At 50.8% G+C, this 19,481-nt stretch carries 12 protein-coding genes; 1 reads left to right on the top strand and 11 read right to left on the bottom strand.

Going from position 1 to position 19,481, the window contains the following annotated elements:
- Nucleotides 1–435: 435 nt before the first annotated feature.
- The 5 genes from MXE39_RS10195 to MXE39_RS10175 all read right to left on the bottom strand — a co-directional run bounded on the left by MXE39_RS10195 (nucleotide 436) and on the right by MXE39_RS10175 (nucleotide 6,428).
- Nucleotides 436–1,419, bottom strand: a complete 984-nt coding sequence (locus tag MXE39_RS10195; protein WP_246978560.1) for a flagellin — start codon at nucleotides 1,417–1,419, stop codon at nucleotides 436–438.
- Nucleotides 1,420–1,982: 563 nt separating this feature from the next.
- The gene (locus MXE39_RS10190; RefSeq protein WP_246978561.1) at nucleotides 1,983–2,999 is read right to left on the bottom strand and encodes an AAA family ATPase; all 1,017 of its coding nucleotides are present in this window, start codon (nucleotides 2,997–2,999) and stop codon (nucleotides 1,983–1,985) included.
- On the bottom strand, nucleotides 2,989–3,690 hold the full coding sequence (pnuC, locus tag MXE39_RS10185) for a nicotinamide riboside transporter PnuC (RefSeq protein WP_246978563.1): 702 nt from the start codon (nucleotides 3,688–3,690) through the stop codon (nucleotides 2,989–2,991). Before pnuC ends, MXE39_RS10190 begins: the two co-directional genes overlap by 11 nt.
- Before the next feature lie 806 nt (nucleotides 3,691–4,496).
- Complete coding sequence (locus MXE39_RS10180) at nucleotides 4,497–4,760, bottom strand: hypothetical protein (protein WP_247074046.1); 264 nt, start codon at nucleotides 4,758–4,760, stop codon at nucleotides 4,497–4,499.
- A gap of 141 nt (nucleotides 4,761–4,901) precedes the next feature.
- Complete coding sequence (locus tag MXE39_RS10175) at nucleotides 4,902–6,428, bottom strand: fumarate hydratase (RefSeq protein WP_246978564.1); 1,527 nt, start codon at nucleotides 6,426–6,428, stop codon at nucleotides 4,902–4,904.
- Nucleotides 6,429–8,220: 1,792 nt separating this feature from the next.
- On the opposite strand from MXE39_RS10175, the gene MXE39_RS10170 reads away from it, so the two are divergent.
- Complete coding sequence (locus MXE39_RS10170; RefSeq protein WP_246978565.1) at nucleotides 8,221–8,988, top strand: hypothetical protein; 768 nt, start codon at nucleotides 8,221–8,223, stop codon at nucleotides 8,986–8,988.
- A 1,218-nt stretch (nucleotides 8,989–10,206) separates the two neighbouring features.
- Here the strand turns inward: MXE39_RS10170 and MXE39_RS10165 are convergent.
- From MXE39_RS10165 to MXE39_RS10140, 6 genes are all read right to left on the bottom strand, one after another.
- Nucleotides 10,207–10,941, bottom strand: a complete 735-nt coding sequence (locus tag MXE39_RS10165) for a nitroreductase family protein (RefSeq protein WP_246978566.1) — start codon at nucleotides 10,939–10,941, stop codon at nucleotides 10,207–10,209.
- 362 nt (nucleotides 10,942–11,303) lie between these two features.
- A complete protein-coding gene (gene aroC / locus MXE39_RS10160) occupies nucleotides 11,304–12,413 on the bottom strand; it encodes a chorismate synthase (RefSeq protein ID WP_246978567.1) in 1,110 nt (369 codons plus the stop codon).
- Nucleotides 12,414–12,948: 535 nt separating this feature from the next.
- On the bottom strand, nucleotides 12,949–13,905 hold the full coding sequence (gene prmB / locus MXE39_RS10155) for a 50S ribosomal protein L3 N(5)-glutamine methyltransferase (RefSeq protein ID WP_246978574.1): 957 nt from the start codon (nucleotides 13,903–13,905) through the stop codon (nucleotides 12,949–12,951).
- Between the two features lie 780 nt (nucleotides 13,906–14,685).
- On the bottom strand, nucleotides 14,686–14,913 hold the full coding sequence (locus MXE39_RS10150; protein ID WP_246978568.1) for a DUF1107 family protein: 228 nt from the start codon (nucleotides 14,911–14,913) through the stop codon (nucleotides 14,686–14,688).
- A 2,111-nt stretch (nucleotides 14,914–17,024) separates the two neighbouring features.
- Complete coding sequence (sixA, locus tag MXE39_RS10145) at nucleotides 17,025–17,510, bottom strand: phosphohistidine phosphatase SixA (RefSeq protein ID WP_246978569.1); 486 nt, start codon at nucleotides 17,508–17,510, stop codon at nucleotides 17,025–17,027.
- Between the two features lie 887 nt (nucleotides 17,511–18,397).
- Nucleotides 18,398–18,577 carry a hypothetical protein gene (locus MXE39_RS10140; RefSeq protein WP_246978570.1) on the bottom strand — a complete coding sequence of 60 codons (180 nt, stop codon included), beginning with the start codon at nucleotides 18,575–18,577 and terminating at the stop codon, nucleotides 18,398–18,400.
- Between the last annotated feature and the right edge of the window lie 904 nt (nucleotides 18,578–19,481).

Genomic DNA, 19,481 nt, shown 5'->3' with positions numbered 1-19,481 from the left:
CAGCCATGCAACGACATTTGCTCAGGCATTCTCTTGCCGGGCACTTGTCGTGTCCCGCAGCCCCATCTCTCACAGCTCAACCTTGTCCCGGCGCTCCAGCCGCCAGGACAAAACCACCTGTCTGCTCTTAACCTGACAAAAAGAAATGCTCCGGCATAATAATGCCACATAAGACTCATGCTTCCCCGCGAGCAGCCCCCTGACAGAGTGCAGCTCTAACAACTAAAACCTTTAGGCAAGCTTATGAGAGATGTTTATAAGACCTGCTTATGTGACATGCTTATGTGACATGCTTATGTGACATACTTATGAGACTGCTGATGGACGCCCTGATACACGCTCAACTGACAGGGTTGTTTATTTACTTTACATTTTAGAAAGCAAAAAGGCGGGATAAACCCGCCTCAATAATTCGTCTTAAGAAATCTGTAAGTATTACTGACCTAACAGGCTCAGAGCGATGGTAGGACGCTGATTGGCCTGAGCAAGAACAGTCTGGGAAGCCTGCTGGATTATGTTGTTCTGGGTAAGGGCAGCAGTCTCAGAGGCGAAGTCTGTATCACGAATTCTGCTGCGGGCATCAGCCTCATTTTCAGAGATGGAAGCCTGGTTACGAATGGTGCTTTCCATACGGTTTTGGATTGCACCCAGCTCAGCACGGCGGGAGTCTACTGCCTGGATTACTGAATCAATATGAGCAAGTGTGTACTGAGCGTTTGATGCAGACGAAATGGTCCAGCGAATCTCAGCTTTTCCGTTATTGCCATCGTAAACAATGCCATTTTTAGCTTTAGCATTTTGAGCGGTGACATCTACTGCAGCATCCAGTTTGGCCATCTTAGCCAGGCCAGACATAGTGAAAGCATCTGCCCAGTTAAGAGTAAGGGTATCACCAGCATTAGCGCCTACCTGGAAAATCATCTTACCAGCATTATTACCTGTGCCCGGGATAAGACTGTTGGTTACCTTGGTATGGTCCTGAGCAGTAGAATTGTTTTTTCCGTTAAGTACCAGTGCACCTGCAAAGGTGGTCTGGCGGGCGATACGGTTGATTTCCTGGGAGAGTTGGGTAACTTCTTCCTGGAGGGCTTTGCGGTCGGCCTGGGAGTTGGTGCCGTTAGCGGACTGTACTGCAAGGACGCGGATGCGCTGCAGCATATTGGTGGTTTCGTCCAGTGCGCCTTCAATGGTCTGGGCAAGGGCGATACCGTCATTGGTGTTACGGTTGCCCTGGTTGAGGCCATTGATCTGGGAGGTCAGACGGTCAGCAATCTGAAGGCCGGCAGCGTCGTCCTTGGCAGAGTTGATTCTCAGGCCTGAGGACAGTCTCTGGTATGAGGTATTTAAGCTCAGAGTGGCATTACTCAGCTTGCGCTGGGCATTGATGGAACTGACGTTCGTGTTGACGTAAAGAGCCATATCCGATCTCCTTGTATGGCCCCAGTTCGGCCACTAATTTATATCTGGTTGCATAGTCATGTTAAGACATGCTCCTGTTTCATTGACCATGAGCAATGAGTATGCCACTGCTCTGCCAGGGCTGTATTTACCGTCGCTGCATGCCTGTAAACATCATATTTATAACACCGAAAACACCTTAATAAACTGGCAATGCCATATGTCTTGCCCGCATGAAATTACGCGGGCATCAGGTCCCACGTCATATTTATGACCCGAAAAAGGTCTTTTCCAGACACTGTCCTACAGTCTGCTGAGCGCTGTTTGCTGAGTATGCAACGGGTCTCACGATGTTGCCATCAGCCAGCACGGTGCAAATTAAAGGGCCTGATCCCCATAATGGAGATCAGGCCCTTTAGTTTATTGAGTGCAGATACTTTCGGTCTGTCAGCTATGCGCCGCGCCCATCATACCCGGCAGCACCTGGAGGCACCCGGCGCCTGCAGTAGGACGGAGCGAGCCAGTGGATGCGTGGTGTGGCAGAGGCTCGGTGGCAGCGTGCATCGCGTGGTGCGGTGCCGGGGCTAGGCCTGGGGCTCAAGCAGTGCGTTTACCAGGGCCACGGCCTGCTCGTAGCGGGACTGGTAGTCGCCGCTTACGGTGACAAACCTGCGGTTGTGGCTCTCAAAGATGTCCTTTATCTGATTGGAGTACTTTTCACGCTGGCTGGCAATGACCATGGAGCGGTCGCCGTCGTGAATAAAGTCCACATCAGGCTCAAGGAAGATAATGAGATCAAAGCGGTTGATGCTGTCGATAGCATCAGACAGAGCCTTGTTCAGGCGACTTTGCGGATCTTCAAAGAAATTGATGTAGAACTGGGTAATAAGGGTGTCAGTATCAACAAAAAGCACCTTCTTGCCCTGCTCCAGAGCCTTGATTTCATTGAGCTTCTGCTGAAGCAGGATCTCAACATAATCCTCAGAGAGCATGCGATCAGGAGTACCTGACTTAAAGGAGAGCTCACGGCCGGCCTCATCAATGCTGATGGCATTAAATCTACTGGTAAGATTCAATGTCAGAGTGGACTTGCCAGTGCTTTCGCCGCCAATGAGCAGAACCTTACGGGTGTAATGAGGACGTACCACTGCTGGCAGCCAGTCCCAGTGACCATAAGGATCAGCACGCAGAACCTTGGAGCTTATACCCATGGTGTTGTCAAAATGATGAATGGCAGCCTCACGGCAGGTCAGTTTGAAGCAGCTGCGCTCATCAGTATCGTCATCGGTAAAGATTACATCGATACCGTCCTTGATCTGATCACGTATCTGACGGGCATGTTCAAGTGCCATTTCGTGAGTGTACTGGCTGAGCGACGGGGCATCATCCTCAACAGTAAGGATGGTGACATTGCCAATATGGGCGGTCAGGCGGTAAATCCAGCGGTAACGTACCAGCATGTCTATTTCATTGCGGTTACGACCTGCCCACAGCACTACAAAAAGTCTGACACACAGATTGGCTGCCTGAATCAGGCTGTCTACATGTCCCATGTGCAGAGGATTGAATGCTCCTCCGTAAAGACCGGTCTTATATCTCATTGCTCCTGGCCTCCCTTGACCAGCGTATGTACATGTAAATGGCATTGAGCAGGTAGACTACCCACATCAGCAGTACCGCCAGATTCTCCTGACCCTGAGCAAAGTTAATGGACCACATGACAATGGTTGCGGCATTAACCACAATCCACAATAGCCACTGCTCGGCAATACGGTAGATAGTCAGAATCTGAGCGGTAATGGACAGTACTGTTGTCAGGCTGTCGACCCATGGCAGGTTGCCACCCAGAGTGCGCAGGAAAAGACCATAGGCAAAGACGGCCACTACAGTAACAGCATAAATGTAGATCTTCTTTTTGCGGCTCAGGCGGCGCTTTTCCACCTCACCCGTATCAGCACTGGTATGACGGGCCCACAGGTAGAGACCAATGATATTCATTGGTGTGTAGTACAGAGTGTTGAGCATGACCTCGCCATAGTACTTGGCCTCATAGGCAATCCAGGCATAGCTGAGCACGTTGACCAGAGCAAAGACAAAGCAGATGCTCTTGCCCATACCAGTGAGCACCACGCACCATACACCGGTCAGTGCGGCCACAATACCCAGAGTGGAATCACCCCAGTAAAGAGACAGCGACAGAATAATGGCCGATGCCACCAGCATCCAGGTGGTTTCGGCCTTTTTCCAGCCAGTAAACTCATTTTTCAGATAAAGTGTCAGACCTTCGCCCATATTATTTCTCCTTAAAAGGCGTGGAAATGACAGCCCGGGCGCGCTCCCCTTGGAAACATCAGCAGGCAGCCGCGCTACCTTGCGGTCGCCTGGTCGTAAGGCGCTCTGCATCTTCAGCCAACACTGCTGTGCCCATCCTGCAGGGCTTGCAGCTGCGAAAGCTGCTGCTATGCCCCTGCCCGGCACAAGGCCTGTGAGCCGCTGTTGCAGCGCCAGCTGCTGCATATGCGCTGACTGAATGCTCCCAAAACGCGTCTGTATTTTCTAACCTGACCATAACAGTCCGTTCATTACCTTGCTTTCTCTTGCCCCAGCCCTGCTTATGCCTCCGCCTGGTGATGGCAAGGCCGGTGAAGAACCAGGCTCAGCCAGGTGATGGCAAGGCCGCTGATGCTTATGGCTGCGCCATGGGTTTCAGGGCCGGTCAAGCACCTGGCCGGCTGCTCACTCAGTACTGTCTGCCCGGCTGCGCCTGTGCCCTGGCCCATAGCTGGATGGGCGCTGAGAGCTGTTCTCTCAGACCCGGTTGCACCAGATTTTCTGGTGTGGTTGCCAGATAACGGGCGCAGGCCATCCCCGGGGGCTGCCTTGTGAGCAACCACGGTACGGCCGGGTCCGAATAGCGGGTACAGGTTATCCCCGGGGGCCACTGAGCATTTCAGTAACCACGGTACAGGCTGGGCCCGTTTCCGGGCAAAGGCTGTGGGTGAGGATAGCAGCGCAGCTGACAGGCAGCGTGAGGCTGCAGCAGGAAAGTAAAAATGAATCTGCAGTGCAGATCCATGCAAGCATGGTAATGACGGGATTTATGACGTCCATGGCAACTGCATTTTGCTGTCAGACAGCGCAGAGCGCTCTGCCAGCTCAGGCAGTTCATGAGCGTCAGTTACGTTTTTCGTCGGGCCTCGTGAAAAACAGCCGTTTGAGCTGCCGTGCCGCCTTTGCAGTTGAGCGAAAAGGCTTTGTTGCAGGCTGGCACAAGTGGCCGCAAAGCGGGCCGCTGTCGCGATGTTACTGGTAATGAACAGGTCAGAAAATACCAGGGCCAGTTGAGTTACTAACAATAACAAAAAAAGGCGGTATAGCAAACGTGCAATACCGCCTCTTTGAAATTTATTATGACTTGGAGGGGGTCTGGTCAGTCAGGATGATATGGCAACTGATATGACCCGCCCTGATCATAAGGTAATACTACAGGACAAAAGTTACTGTTAGACGTACTTGAAGTCAATTTCCTTGATCTTCTCAGACCAGATCTTAGGACCTACGGAGTGGATATTGTTACCCTCGGAGTCAACAGCAACGGTAACTGGCATATCGACAACCTTAAACTCGTAGATAGCTTCCATGCCCAGATCCTCGAAAGCCAGAACACGGGCTTCCTTGATGGCCTTGGATACGAGGTAGGCAGCACCACCTACTGCCATTAAGTAGGCAGCCTTGTGCTTCTTGATGGACTCAACAGCGGCAGGACCGCGCTCGGACTTGCCGATCATGCCATACAGGCCGGTCTCAGCGAGCATGGTCTCAACGAACTTGTCCATACGGGTGGAAGTGGTTGGGCCTGCTGGGCCTACAACCTCATCACCAACAGCAGGTACTGGACCTACGTAGTAGATGAACTTGCCCTTGAAATCAACGCCATCAGGTAAGGACTCACCCTTGGCGATCATGTCGCAGATGCGCTTGTGGGCAGCATCACGGCCGGTCAGAATGGTACCGGTCAGCAGCAGAGTATCACCCATCTTCCAGGTGGCGATCTCTTCCTTGGTCAGGGTGTCGAGGTTGACGCGCTTGACGTTGTCATTGCCACCAAGCTCGATCTCAGGATAGATGTCCAGTGATGGAGGAGTGAAGGTGGCCGGGCCTGAACCGTCCAGAGTGAAGTCGATGTGACGGGTGGCGGCGCAGTTAGGAATAATGGTGATGGCCTTGGATACGGCGTGGCAAGGATAGCTCTTTACCTTAACGTCCAGAACGGTGGTCAGACCACCCAGACCCTGAGCACCGATACCAAGTTTGTTGATCTTCTCGTACAGCTCAAGACGGAGCTCTTCGTCGGCATTCTGTGGGCCGCGCTTAATCAGATCCTGAATATCGATGTGCTCGTTTAAGGATTCCTTGGCCAGTAAGGCTGACTTCTCAGGAGTACCGCCTACGCCAACACCAAGAATGCCAGGAGGACACCAGCCGGCACCCATTAAAGGAATCTCATGGAGGATCCAGTCAACGATGGAATCAGAAGGATTGAGCATCTTCATGTGGGTCTTGTTCTCGGAACCACCACCCTTGGCAGCGATGGAAACCTCAACCTTGTCACCCTTGACCATCTCAATGTGAACTACGGCAGGAGTATTGTCCTTGGTGTTAACACGCTTGCCGGCAGGATCGACCAGTACGGACTTGCGCAGCGGATTGGTAGCGCAGGTGTAGGCACGACGGGTACCCTCGTCTACCATCTCCTGAACGGTCATGTCGCCCTCAAACTGGACTTCCATACCGATCTTGACGAAGCAGGTTACGGCACCGGTGTCCTGACACAGTGGTCGGTGACCGATAGCACACATCTTGGAGTTCTTTAAGATCTGTGCGATGGCAGCCTTGGCTGAAGGGTTCTGCTCAATATCATAGGCATGCTTCATTGCGTCAAGGAAATCACGTGGGTGATAGTACGAAATGAACTGGAGAGCCTCATAGATTGAGTCAATGAAGTCCTGATTCTTAATTAAAGTTGTCATTAGCCAATCCTTTTCCATTGGTGTTTCGGCCAGGCGGCCAGTTGTATCCATCAGCCGCGTACCGACGCCACTGAGGCCACATCCAGGCCGACTAAATTGCTCAAAAGATTATAAGCCGATTGAAACAAAATTGCAGCTTGAGACCATAGACCGGCCCTGACAAAATCGTAAAAATATGAACCCTGGCAAGCTTTTTTCCCGCACCAAAATAATCACCTGTGTCAATCGGATACCCCCATGGCATCTCACTGAATACCCCAACAGCTATCTGGAATCTCAGCACAATCAGCCTGCTCACAGACCCGCACTCAACGGAGAGACCTGCGCCCCATGGTGAGCCTTGCCCTCGCCCTATCCCCTTCCCCTTCCCCCACTCTTCCGTAATGAGCAGTCGCTCTGGAGTCGGCACTGCATCCTGTGCCCTCAAGGCCGGACTATTACTGCCAGGCCACAGACCCAGTCAACGCCTGTTGCACTGACGAACCGGTCCCGGTATGAAGATACCGGACGCCCTGATGTCAGCATGTTGCATGGTTGTAACAAAACCGCCTGAACTCGCTGAACTCAATGGTCGCTACTTAAGCGTCAGACGGGTGATGCCGACCGCCTCCGCATTGCAAAGCGCCCCTGCTCTCATGCTGGCAGGCCAGCAGGAGGGCTGCATGCATGCTGTTACTGTCTGCATTTTGCTATGGGTTTATGGATGAAATTCATGCTCAATCCCACATACATTGACCTGTCTGTGTTCAAAAGCGGGGCATTATTCTAATTATCAGCATGGCATTGTCATGATTTTCCTTATAATGCCGTTACAGATTGCGTCTGCACTTGATTGAAAGACACATAGTGAACAAAATATGGCCTCACAGACATATTTATGACATACATGCTAAGGCAGATAACACAGCACTGTCGGGAGTACGCAGCCATGGGCACTACGTCGTGACAAATTAACGCCACAGCCATGCTTTTTGCTGAAAAAACACTGTCATAAGGTATAACAACAGGCATAATCGTCATCAGAAAATGGCTGATAATTGCCGTTTTTCACTAAAGCACCATTTCGTGGCATACCTATTGCTGTAGTCACGTGAGCAGTCATCGCTTCGACTCCTTAACAGGTAATTAAGGTGTCTTTAGTGGTGTCTGGAGTTCGACAGAATAACAGTTACCTGAGCCCTGCAGCCTGACTTTAACTGCAATTGCAAGTCAGCTGTCATATTGCATGGCATCAGGATCTATTATTTTGAGGATACTTTGTTGCATAATATTCGGTTATCAGACTGAGTCCCTGATACACATTGAAATTCCTTACAGGAAATTGAGCCTAAAGCTTCAGGAGCAAGCCTTAAAGCCAGAAGAGACCTGATCATCAAAAAATGGAGTAACCGGACACCTCAGAGGCCTTAAGCCTTCCGGTTATATGTGTTAAAGCAGCCGTGCGGCTGAACACATCAGAGCCTCAAATTAGTGCAACACTGATTTACTGGTAAAATCGTCACTCAAACGACTGATTTTCCCAATGCGGATAAGACAGGCAGACTGCACCGCAATTCTAACAGGGCGGCTAAATATGCTATATTGCCGTTCTTCAAGCAGACAGGGTATCAGACAGAGCTGATAAAGGCCTGTAAAATGCACGATTAAGGACAGGATCTTTGCGTTTGTGGCTCAGACCTTTGTCGTAAACAGAATTCCTTAAGACAGAATGACCGGCATTTTGCCCGGCCTCTGTTGTATTACAACTGATTATTTTTCAACGTCTTTCAGGCACAACCATAAAGGGCTAAATATGTTAATTACGATTGCTGTAATCATCATTGTGCTTACAACGTTCATGTTAATCATTTACAACATGTACAGTGATTACATGGCTAAGCGCGAAGAAGATATGCGTGTTATCTATACCCGCTGCCGCAATATCGTTTCCGAGTCTGAAGAGCTGCTGATCAATCAGAACCAGCTGCCTTACTCCAAGACTATGGTACTCATTTTGCGCAACCGTATTTTAAGTGCCTTAAAGCGTATGAAGGGCGACCCTACCGCCCGTGGCATTGAAGAGCGTATTGCCGAGCAGACCAAGATTATTGAAGACATCAAGGTTAACTACAAAGAGGATCTGGCCTTCCGTAATCCTGAGAATGACAACGTTGCTGTTATGCAGTTACGTACTATCCGCCGTCTGCGCAAGATCATTCAGTCTGAACTGCGTGCCGGCACCACAGTAGACGTAAACCTGTGTCAGAAAGAAGACCGTCGTCTCAAGCTGCTGGTTCTGAAGATTAACGTTTCCAACCTCATCCAGAACGTAATCATCATGCGCGAGAACCGTCAGGTAGGTTCATGCCGTACCATGATTACCAAGGGTCTTGAGGTTATCCGCCGCTCCGGCATCAAGGACAACTGGCTGATGGACAAGTCAGACGTTCTCAATCAGATGCTGCGCGAACTTGAGCATCAGGTACGCGAGAAGAGCAAGGAAGAAGTCGAAAGAGTCAACGAGAAGACCGAGACCGAGTCCGAGCTGGACGAGATCTTCGGCGACAAGAAGAAGTGGTAAAAGCCACCCTCTTCTGAAAAAGCCCTTTTTCAAAGGCCCTGCCCAACCGGCAGGGCCTTTTTGTTTACCCCAGCAGCCAGCATCATTCCCGCAAGAGCCCTTCTCAAAACGCCCCGCCACAACAAACGTTTTTCAAAACCGCCCGACAGCCATTTAAATCCCTGTCCGAACCATCGCTGCCTCTGACCACGACAGGCACAGCCAGGACTCCATATGTTCATGCAAGGCATTGCAGCCCCCTGCACTGCCCAGGCTCCAGCCCCTTAATTGTCCGGGCCTCCCTGCACAGATATCCCAACCAGGGGCTCCGCAAAGCCATGCGATGGTATGCCCCTGACCCGCACTCTCACCTGGCACTGCCCTTAACAGCCAGGCTGCCAGCGCCCGCCCCTGCCAAGTACAGAGCGCCATCCCACTTGTCCGCTGCAGCCCCTGATTGGCTGACCAAAGGCATAAACCTGACAACCTAAGCTCTGTCCGCGTAATCCATCAGGTAACACATCTGTCTGAATGCAGCATCAGGACCAGAGCTGCACACCAGTCCTCCCCTATACAATCCCATCCTATCCTATCCTATCCCATCCCATCCCATTCAATCCAATCCTCCCCTGTCCTATCCCATCCCTTTCAATCCAATCCTCCCCTGTCCTATCCCGTCCCATTCAATCCAATCCTCCCCTGTCCTATCCCATCCCTTTCAATCCAATCCTCCCCTGTCCTATCCCGTCCCATCCAATCCTATCCCATCCCAGTCAGTGCCTGGCAGTTGCTAAAGGAACTGAATTGCGTTTAGTGCCTCTTTCTGTACTCTTTGAAAAGCAAAGCAAGCTGCATACTGCAGGCTGAAGATACACGCTGCAGCATTCAACCGGCAGGCTGCTGAACACAGGATCAAATAACAGCTGCCTTATGACTGCAGAACAGCTCATCTCATGCCTGATAATGATTTACAAAATATTTTATGATTGCAATTTTTAAGTAGTTTGAGAATGCAGGACAGTGGCTGTTGCGTACTTTCAGCATATCGTCGGTTAACGAATTTGGCAGTTTTTGAGCTGGTTTTAAGTGTTTCTGGGCAAAAAAAATGGCAGATTTGATAACAAATCTGCCTTTTTCATTATTTGCTGTACCAGGACAGCTTATGCGGCACTGCTCTTTTGTGCAGTGCCATCTGGCTTTGGGTATTTTTTGCTGGCCATGAGGCTGCAAAGTGCGGTCTTAGATAAAGTCAAAGCCCTGCTCTTTGAGGTAATCAACAATGGCACCGGCTGGTGCTGTGGTGCTCTTGAGCATGGTATTGCAGCTTTGAGTCCAGTCAGCTGAACGCTGATTGTACTTGCGGTTTTCAAGGTAGGCCTTGAAAGTCTGGTTGTACTGAGCCAGCTCTTCTTCATTGAAGGCGTCTTTGTACTCCTCGTCCATGATGAACCAGTGACGTGGCAGACGAGGCTTCTGCTCCTCAAGGTACTCCTTGTCAGGAACACCAAGAGCAAGGGCCAGTAAAGGTACTACGCCCTTTGGCAGCTTGAGCATTTCTGACAGACGCTTAATGCCTGACTTGTAGCCACCTATAACTACGCCTCCCAGGCCCATGGACTCAGCAGCGGTCAGAACATTCTGGCAGACCAGAGAACAGTCGTTAAAGCCGCCTGTTATGAACTTGAAGCCATATGGTGGCTTGATATCCGAGATGCGGGCCAGCTTGGTTACATCGAGGCAGAAAACAAAGAAAGTAGCGCACTTTGCAATGTGATCCTGATCTCCGGAGAACTGGGCAATCTCAGCAAGCTTGACCGGATCTGATACCTTAATGGTGGTAACAAACTGGTAGAAGCAGGTGCTGGAGGTCTGAACAATGGCGTCATCAATGGCGGTCATCTGCTCAGCGGTGATTTTCTCACCAGTAAATCTTCTGATTGACTGGTGGGACTTTATGGTCTCAAGAGCGTCCATGGTTAAATCCTGTAAAAGCTCTGCTAAAACAGAGTCTGTGGTTGCGGGGCTTAGATACTCTCATCAGCCCCCTTGCAATAATCTGAGGCCTGCAGCCTCAGCATGTTCGTGTTCTGTCGGACCTGTCCGTCTGTTACCACCAGGTCCAGTCCCGTCATCCGCTGCAGCTCGCCTGACTGCAGCATGTCGACTGCAGCCGCTGCGTATAGCCTGAATGCAGCTATGGTCGGCTGTAGCCTGTGCAGGTCGCCTGACTGTGGCTATGGCAGGCTGTAGCCTGTGCAGGTCGCCTGACTGTGGCTATGGTCAGCTGGAGCTGGCAGGTGCTGCCTCGAGCTGCCTGACAGTGCCGTAAATGGATATCAGTTGCCTGCCGGGATGCGGAAGATAGCATCACGGTCTACACTGCCGCACTGGGCGCGATCCATAAGGACGGCATCGAGAATGGTCATGGCCATCATGGCCTCGGCAATTGGAACGGCACGCAGACCTACGCATGGGTCATGGCGGCCTTTGGTAACAAGCTCGTTTAAAGGATTACCGTTTTTGTCGATGCTGCGGCCAGGAACCATTATGGAGGAGGTAGGCTTGAAGGCCATGCGTACCCTGATAACCTGACCTGTGGAGATACCGCCGAGGATGCCACCGGCATGATTGGACAGGAAACCCTCAGGGGTAATTTCATCACGGGCCTCACTGCCTTTCATGGCAGCCATGGCAAAGCCGTCGCCAATCTCTACGCCCTTGACGGCGTTTATGGACATCATGGCCTGAGCAAGTTTGGCATCAAGGCGCTCAAATACAGGAGAGCCCATGCCGGCAGGTACGTTATGGGCACGCACCTCAACTACAGCACCACAGGAATCGTGCTCCATTCGCAGATTGTCCATGAAATCGTAAATCTTCTGGAGTTCATTTTCATCAGAACTGGCAAAGTTAAGCTGGTTGTTAAGGGCAGCCTGAGGGTCATAAGCTTCAGTACTGAATGGGCCTATGGCAGTAACGCAGCCGTCAATGCTGATACCAAAGAGCTCTCTTAGCACAGTCTTGGCAATGGAGCCGGCAGCAACACGCATGGCGGTCTCACGGGCAGAGGCACGGCCACCGCCACGATAATCACGGATACCATACTTCATATTGTAGGTATAGTCAGCATGACCAGGGCGATAGGCATTCATAATCTCAGAGTAGTCCTGAGAGCGCTGAGCTGTGTTTTCGATAATAAGACCAATTGGGGTGCCGGTGGTCTTCTCCTGGAAGACGCCGGAGATCACTCTGACCTGGTCAGCTTCGTTACGTGGGGTACCAAAACGGGTACTGCCAGGACGACGACGATCGAGATCGACCTGGATCTGTTCCTCACTGATGGTTACACCTGGAGGGCAGTTATCGATAATACAGGCCATAGCACGGCCATGAGACTCACCACAGGTAGTTACAGTAAAGATCTGTCCGAAGGTATTTGCACCCATAGAATTAATCAGGCTCCTCGAAAATAAAAGGTTGCGACTGCTGCGCCGTCTGCTGCACGACACTAAAGTCGTCTTGACAGCAGCAAAACCGACTGGCTGAAAACTTTTCCAGCCCATATATCTTAGCCCATCAAACCAGGAAATAAGCACAGGCTTACTTCATATGTCTGAGTTTTCTCATTTTCAGGCCAAAAGAAAGGACCTGAGTATCAGCCCGCACCAAAAAAGCACGGTCCGACCACTCAGGTCCCTTCCTGCAGCTTACAGTTTGCCGTCCTCTGCGCACTCACTGCGCCAGTCCCGCCTTCTTGACTGGCGGCCCTGCTGCCACTTCAGACTGGCGGACGCCGCGCCAGTTCTGAGCGGACGCCGCGCCACTGCTGAGAGGCAGCCTTCGCGCCAGTTATGACTGGCTGTAACCAGGCTACTGATGACGGGCGGCCGCTACGCTACCTCTGACAGGCTGAACTCCTGCAGCTTAATACTGACGACCTGCTGAGCCTGCTTAGTCAGTTACCAGCCCGGCATGCTTTTCTTAATTGCGCTGGTCATTGCAGGCATTGACGAAGTGTTGAGCACACAGCTCAAGCTGATCAGCTGTCAGCATGAATACACCACTGCCACCTTTCTTCAGGTCGATAAAGTGGAAAGGCACGTTTGGATAGGCCTCAATGAGGTTTTCCTCGGTATTGCCCACCTCAACAATGAGAATGCCCTCATCGGTCAGGAAGTCACGGGCCTTGAGGAGAATGCGGCGCACGCAGTCAAGGCCGTCAGCACCAGAGCCAAGAGCCAGCTCAGGCTCACGGTGGTACTCATCAGGCATGGAGGAAATGTCTTCGGCGTTGACATAAGGAGGGTTGGCCACGATAAGGTCGTAGCGGTCACCCTCTGGCAGATTGTCAAAGAGATCGCTCTGGATTGGAGTTACCAGGTTTTCCAGCTCATAGCCCTCAATATTTCGGGCAGCAACCTCAAGGGCATCGGCGCTGATATCAACAGCATCAACCTCACAGTCGCCCTCAAACTGCAGAGCAATGGCAATGGCTATACAGCCTGAACCTGTGCACATGTCCAGAACACGCTCAGGACGGCGGTTGAGATAAGGGTGGAACTCATTGTCGATAAGCTCGGCAATAGGAGAACGCGGAATGATGACGCGACGATCCACATAGAACTGGTGGCCGGCAAAGAAAGCGCGGTGAGTTAAATATGGAGTTGGAATACGGTATCTGGTACGGGCAATGGCCATCTTGCCGATAAGATGACGCTCGCGGCGGGTCAGACGGGAAGTCAGAGTGGAGTCATCGCATGGTGGCTGCAGGAACATGACAGCCTGCACCATCTCCAGAGCCTCATCCCAGTAGTTATCAGTTCCATGACCAACATAAACACCGTGCATGGAGAACAGTGACACCAGATAGCGCACTACATCCTGTACGGTGAACAGCTCTTCATCAAGGGTCTTTAACACCTCCTCGTCATCAGGCATGTGATAAAAGTCTTCGTCGATAGGAGCAATAATTGAGTCGATCAGCTCTTCAGCAGATCTGGTATGAGAGTTAAGGTCCTCTGACTCGTTTACGTTTTGCGTGGTCATAAAATGATATAAATCTCTATACAAACAGCCTGGCGCTTTCCATAAGCAATAACAGAAAGCCCAACAGGCCCAATTAACCTGGTATGGCTATTTTACCTGAAAAACAGCCTCAATCCCCAAAAATACGCCCGCACCGCCACGACACAGAGCGCTGCAGATACCGCTACGGACGGCGCAAGGCTCCAGGCATAATCCCCAGACCTGACCCACAAAAGTAACTTCCAGTAAGCTCCGCCTGTACCTGTCTCATGAGCACTGCAGTGTAATGCAGGAAATCAGCTGTGCTACAGCTTGATGTAGTGCAGGAAGAGCAGGAAGAGCAGGATAGAGGGCAATGCAGGAAGAGCAAGATGGGTGACAATGCTGGGATAGCTGGATGGGCTTGCTGAAAGGGCTGTAATGCAGGAATAGCGGGATAGCTTGCTGGAGAGGCCTGAAATGCGGGAATAGCGGGATAGCTTGATGAAGGGGCTGCAATGGCAGCAAAAGGCAAAAAAAATGAGCGTCTGAGTGCGCTCTGTTTTTGTGGGCAGATGCCTGAATTAACTGTGATGATACTGGACACAGGAACACGACGGCTGAATGGCTTACCGGACCTCAGCCGCCGGTCATTCCCATGTCTTATACATGGACCAGTCCTCTGATCAACACAGGCATAGCGATGGCAGGTGACTATTCGTAATGAACGTCCATCTTGCGGGATGAGGCCAGAAAATCAGAGATTAAATCGTTGATTTCTCTGCCAATGACACGCTGCTTTTCGCTGCAGTCCTCGTTGATAACAACCTTGCCGCCATCAAAGGTGAATGTTCCCTGCTCCTCAATGACGAACTGTCCCTTAAAGAAAGAGGCTACGTGCTTTGCGATCATTACTGGGGTGTATTTTCTGAAAGTACGCATAGACTCACTGACTCCTGTGTTGTCTGTGTGTATTTTAGTCTAGTTCCCGATTGTAAAATTTGCATTAATCTGGTGCAAAAACTCTGGAAACTTTTAAGGCTTCTGTGCAGGTTACACAGTCGCCATGACCGGGCTTTCGGTAAATTCAAATCAGGTAAATCACCAGGACAAAAATATCTGTCAATCTAAGGTAAATACCTGTTTCTGCTTAGTTTGCTTTGATGTGGTAATTATCTGGCCTACTGCGATCTTAATCAACCGCAATTGTCTATATCCGCCACATTTATCAAGATTTTTGCCAACATTGCGTACGTGATCACAAATCATAAAATGGTGCAGAAGATGCACTTTTTTACCTCAGTAAAATTTTATTTTACACACACATTTTCAAATAACACCCAACATTTTCAATTTTGGCATGGATTATTCCAGACATGATGTTTGAAGCCCTTAGCATGCCGTATCTATGATATTCAGGCCCCTGCCATCGATAAATTGTTTAATCCTGATTAAGCCTGTTTCAGCCTTTTTATGAGGTGACTTAGATACTGACTGTATATCTGTGCGACAGGTGAAAAGGAATGTAAACAGTTTCATTTCCCATATCTATGGGCTCCAGAGGCTGATTTATGTTACCGATAATAACAGTGTAAAACCCCTGCACAAAGTGCACATATGGCACACATACCATCACCACCACAGATCTGCCCGCCTCAAATGTTAACCCCCGCAAAAACAGCATAAATATAGCATTTATCAGCATATCAACAGCTCTATCATTAGCGCATTCATGAACTTAATTTAATAATAACCTAACACTGGGCGATCAAACTTTTCCATCACAATGCATGGCATAAATGCAACATCACTCCAAAAAACTGGAGTAAACACTCCACCTGGGTCTTACTCACTACATACAACAAAAACACTGTTTTCAGGGAAAATGCCAGAACATAAACCAAAAATACCAGTGACCGAAAAATCCCTGCTTTGAAAAAACTTAATGAGCCCAGCCCTGTCGCTCCAGATTTAATCCCTGCATCCGGCATGTCCAACTCCCACTGTGCACACACGTGCATACACCTTCGTGCACACACCGGCACGTACACTCCCACAACTCTCCTGGATAAACAGCAGCGACGGCGACAACTGAATACCAGTACAGGTTGCTCATCAGTCTAATGCCACGAGGACTAAACACCGCTTTCAGCACCAATAGCCAGCAGATGCAATTGAGGCTCTGGGGCTTATCTGTCCCTATTGGCGGGCAAGGACGCCAAGGTCGGCATTGAGACCACTGTCAGACCACGGACATCACGGCTGGTATCGAGACCACTGTCAGGCCACGGGCGTCACGGCTGGTATCGAGGCCTCTGTATGGCACGGGCGTCACGGCTGGTATCGAGACCTCTGGCTGGCTACGTATGCCCGGCAGGAATGAATGCCGATGGTCGCATGACTGCCCTTGCCTGCCGCCCAGATTGTCAGCTGTGCTCCATACCTGGTCCGATATGAAAGGATTACGACCACTGATGTTGGAGGTTACCGAGGTCTGCAGATAAAGGGCATGGATTTGTATACAGAGGTAATGAGCTTGTAAAGCTATGAGGGCTACTGCTGACGGCAAGATGCGATACTGGCTCAGTGCGCATCACAGGGCAAAGATAGCTGTGCGGGAATGCAATTGGAGAACACTGACTGACAGTACCTGGGGACGGAGGAAAGGACTATAGACAGTTATGGGAGGCGCTGTTCAGCAGCTTTATGGGCAGCCGGCTGTCAACAGTGGTATGACTGACGCGCTGAACAGGATGAGGGAGGCCGGGATTACAGGCTACTTTACAGCAGGGGCTGCGCTCGCTGATGAAGGGTTAAGTGAAAGAGGTAAGATCAATGCACAGGCAGCTGCGGCTCAAGGTGCAGTGCAGTGCAGTTCAGAGCAGATGAAGGAATGAGGCACGGCAGGACGGCAGTGAGCCGGCTGGCGGCACGGCAGGACGGTGGTGAGGCCGGACTGGCTGGACGGATGTACAGGCGGCACGGCAGGACGGCGATGGGGCCAGCCTGCCACAGGTGCCGGGTGGGCCCGTGCGAGCCCTGAATGCGGGAAATCAGAGGTGATCCTGAATCTCACCTTCGCCGGCTGGCTGGTAGAAATTGCAGGCGTGGAAGCGCTCGCTGCCTTCGTCGCGGCTGAGCACCAGGGCTGCGGCAGTATAAAAGGCCGGGAAGTCCTGATCGCGTGTGCAGAATTCATAGCTCAAGTTAACCACCTGAGGAATGTGAGAGACCAGCAGCACATGATCATCTTTGCCTGCTGTAGCCTCTACAAAATCCACTACGGCACGGGTATCACCCTCAGGGGAAAGCTCAGGGAGGATTTCAATTTCAGGTATATTGCGGCCGCGCAGCAGGCTGCGAACTACCTCGGCTGTTCTTACTGCACGCTGCTTTGGTGAGCTGATAATGCGGGAAATATTAAGAACTGAAGCCAGCTTCATGCCGGTCAGTCTTGCCTCCTGCTCACCGCGAGGACTGAGAATGCGGTCGCCACCGCTGAACATGGCATCGCCATGTCTCATTACTATGATCTTCAAAATCTACCTCGATTACCAGATTGCTCTGGCCAGCCTGTCGGCACTTTGCTCTGCCAGCTGCAGGCCTTTGCCACACACTAAACCCGATCTGCCACATCAGATCGGTTCCTGACCACCCATTGCCTGTGGTGGCAGGTAAGGGCGGCAGTTGAGATCATGGGGAAGCATAACCCCGAAGATGCTACTGCAGGCACCTGCAGTGAATTTCAGTCACAGCAAGCATCTGCAATGTATAACGCATCATTAATAACACGCCTGCATTGAGCTGTAAAACATTTTTTAATGACATTGCATAATTACCCTCAATCATATGCACAACCATCGTTAGATTGGGCATTTCAAGCCACGCCGTGCACTTTGGCGGGCCGTGCACGCAATGTGATCATTGAGCACTTATAATGGGTGCTTTCAGGTTTCCGCCGCGTCAGCAGACACAGCTGTCAGTGACACAAATGACCTGCAGCACAGAGCCTGATTTGGCACTGAAAGCTGAATAGTATGGGGCTCATATAATTATCCCTATTCAGTTTTTTGACATATTGATCTAAAATTTTCCCAGACGTTTGCATGGGCATCATGCCTGATACTTTCATGCACGCGGCCCTCGACTGGCCGTGCCTCTGATGCACATACACAGATATGGCCGGGGTACGTAACCTGCTCCATGGCTGCAGTCTGCAGCAACAGGCAAAGGAGAGCTCGACAGGACAGATGTCTATCCCTGATGGCCTGCTGCCTTCAAATTTGATCTCGCGTCCCTCTCCCTCCCTGCTGCAGGCACTGCCACTTTAAAAGCAGTTGATTTTGCCCATTTCCCTGTACATGGTATGTTATGCGCTTGTGAAACAGTGCTGGACCTGTGCTGTGCATCCATTTCACTCAATGCTTTATACCTGAGCTTTACCCGCAGTTTTACTTTTCCTTTGAAACTGACCAAAGACATTGCATGGTCTTATGCCGCTTGTTTCGTCCTGTTTTTCAGGTAGCGGCAGCACCGTAACCAAATAATGGTAATCACCGGCAGGACCTGAGCCTGCCGAACCGCCAAAGCTTCCGGAAATGGTCATAAATATCTGCCTGAATGAAAGTCTGCATACCTTACTTTCATTACAGCCAGCACAAACTGCAGCTCCAGTCCTCAATGTCCTGAGTACTGGCGACAAAGGCACGTCAAATAGAAAATTCACAGGCTAATGTCAGCCTGTTTTCTGCCCTTGAAAGCGTTAAACGCGCCAGGAGCCCGAATCCTTAAACCTTCCTTGCCTGTGTGAAAGTTACCTGGAAAATGTGTGCGTACACAGCATTTCCGAATATATAAGGCAGCCACGTGCACAGCATCATTCGTGCACGTGACTGTCAGGCAGGAAGTTAAGACATGTGCATGCCAAACAGCTTCACGTCAACCGTATGCATGCCACAGAGCTGCAGGTCAGGCTTATGCACACTACACAACTGCAGGTCAGCATATTTACAACTGTTAATAAGTGCTTAACATTACATCGTTAATATTTGCTGACTGGCAGCTGCGCCAAGGATTGTTTTAACTGCGCATACTTTAAAAGAGCATCAAAGCTTCAGAGCCCAGGCTTATAAAGCCTGCTGCATACAGCCCTGCTTGCCCTTATGCTCAGACCGTTTTTTACTTATTTATGCTGTTCTTCGACCCATTCGTTCTGCAATGAATACTTATGGCATTCCCTGACCGGCATTCCAGGCCGGGCCGGCTGCCCCATTCTGTATTCCAGTATGGCACTCTCAGGCAGCAACCCATGAGGTCTGCCCTTGCATCGCCTTATGCAGTCTGCCCTTGCAGTTGGCTCATGAAGCCTGCCTTGCATCGCCTCATGCAGCCTGCCCTTGCAGCTGGCTCATGAAGCCTGCCTTGCATCGCCTTATGCAGCCTGCCCTTGCAGCTGGCTCATGAAGCCTGCCTTGCATCGCCTTATGCAGCCTGCCCTTGCAGCTGGCTCA

The organism is Anaerobiospirillum sp. NML120511 (assembly GCF_023050955.1).
Taxonomy (GTDB): Bacteria; Pseudomonadota; Gammaproteobacteria; order Enterobacterales; family Succinivibrionaceae; genus Anaerobiospirillum.
The sequence above is the reverse complement of the archived record's forward strand: the minus strand, read 5'-3'. Positions and strand labels throughout refer to the sequence as shown.

Coding starts and splice junctions, on each gene's coding strand:
- MXE39_RS10195 (WP_246978560.1), bottom strand. CDS start 1,419: ATGGCTCTTTACGTCAACACGAACGTCAGTTCCATCAATGCCCAGCGC.
- MXE39_RS10175 (WP_246978564.1), bottom strand. CDS start 6,428: ATGACAACTTTAATTAAGAATCAGGACTTCATTGACTCAATCTATGAG.
- aroC (WP_246978567.1), bottom strand. CDS start 12,413: ATGGGTGCAAATACCTTCGGACAGATCTTTACTGTAACTACCTGTGGT.
- MXE39_RS10165 (WP_246978566.1), bottom strand. CDS start 10,941: ATGGACGCTCTTGAGACCATAAAGTCCCACCAGTCAATCAGAAGATTT.
- MXE39_RS10170 (WP_246978565.1), top strand. CDS start 8,221: ATGTTAATTACGATTGCTGTAATCATCATTGTGCTTACAACGTTCATG.
- pnuC (WP_246978563.1), bottom strand. CDS start 3,690: ATGGGCGAAGGTCTGACACTTTATCTGAAAAATGAGTTTACTGGCTGG.
- MXE39_RS10140 (WP_246978570.1), bottom strand. CDS start 18,577: ATGACCATTTCCGGAAGCTTTGGCGGTTCGGCAGGCTCAGGTCCTGCC.
- MXE39_RS10150 (WP_246978568.1), bottom strand. CDS start 14,913: ATGCGTACTTTCAGAAAATACACCCCAGTAATGATCGCAAAGCACGTA.
- prmB (WP_246978574.1), bottom strand. CDS start 13,905: ATGCCTGATGACGAGGAGGTGTTAAAGACCCTTGATGAAGAGCTGTTC.
- MXE39_RS10190 (WP_246978561.1), bottom strand. CDS start 2,999: ATGAGATATAAGACCGGTCTTTACGGAGGAGCATTCAATCCTCTGCAC.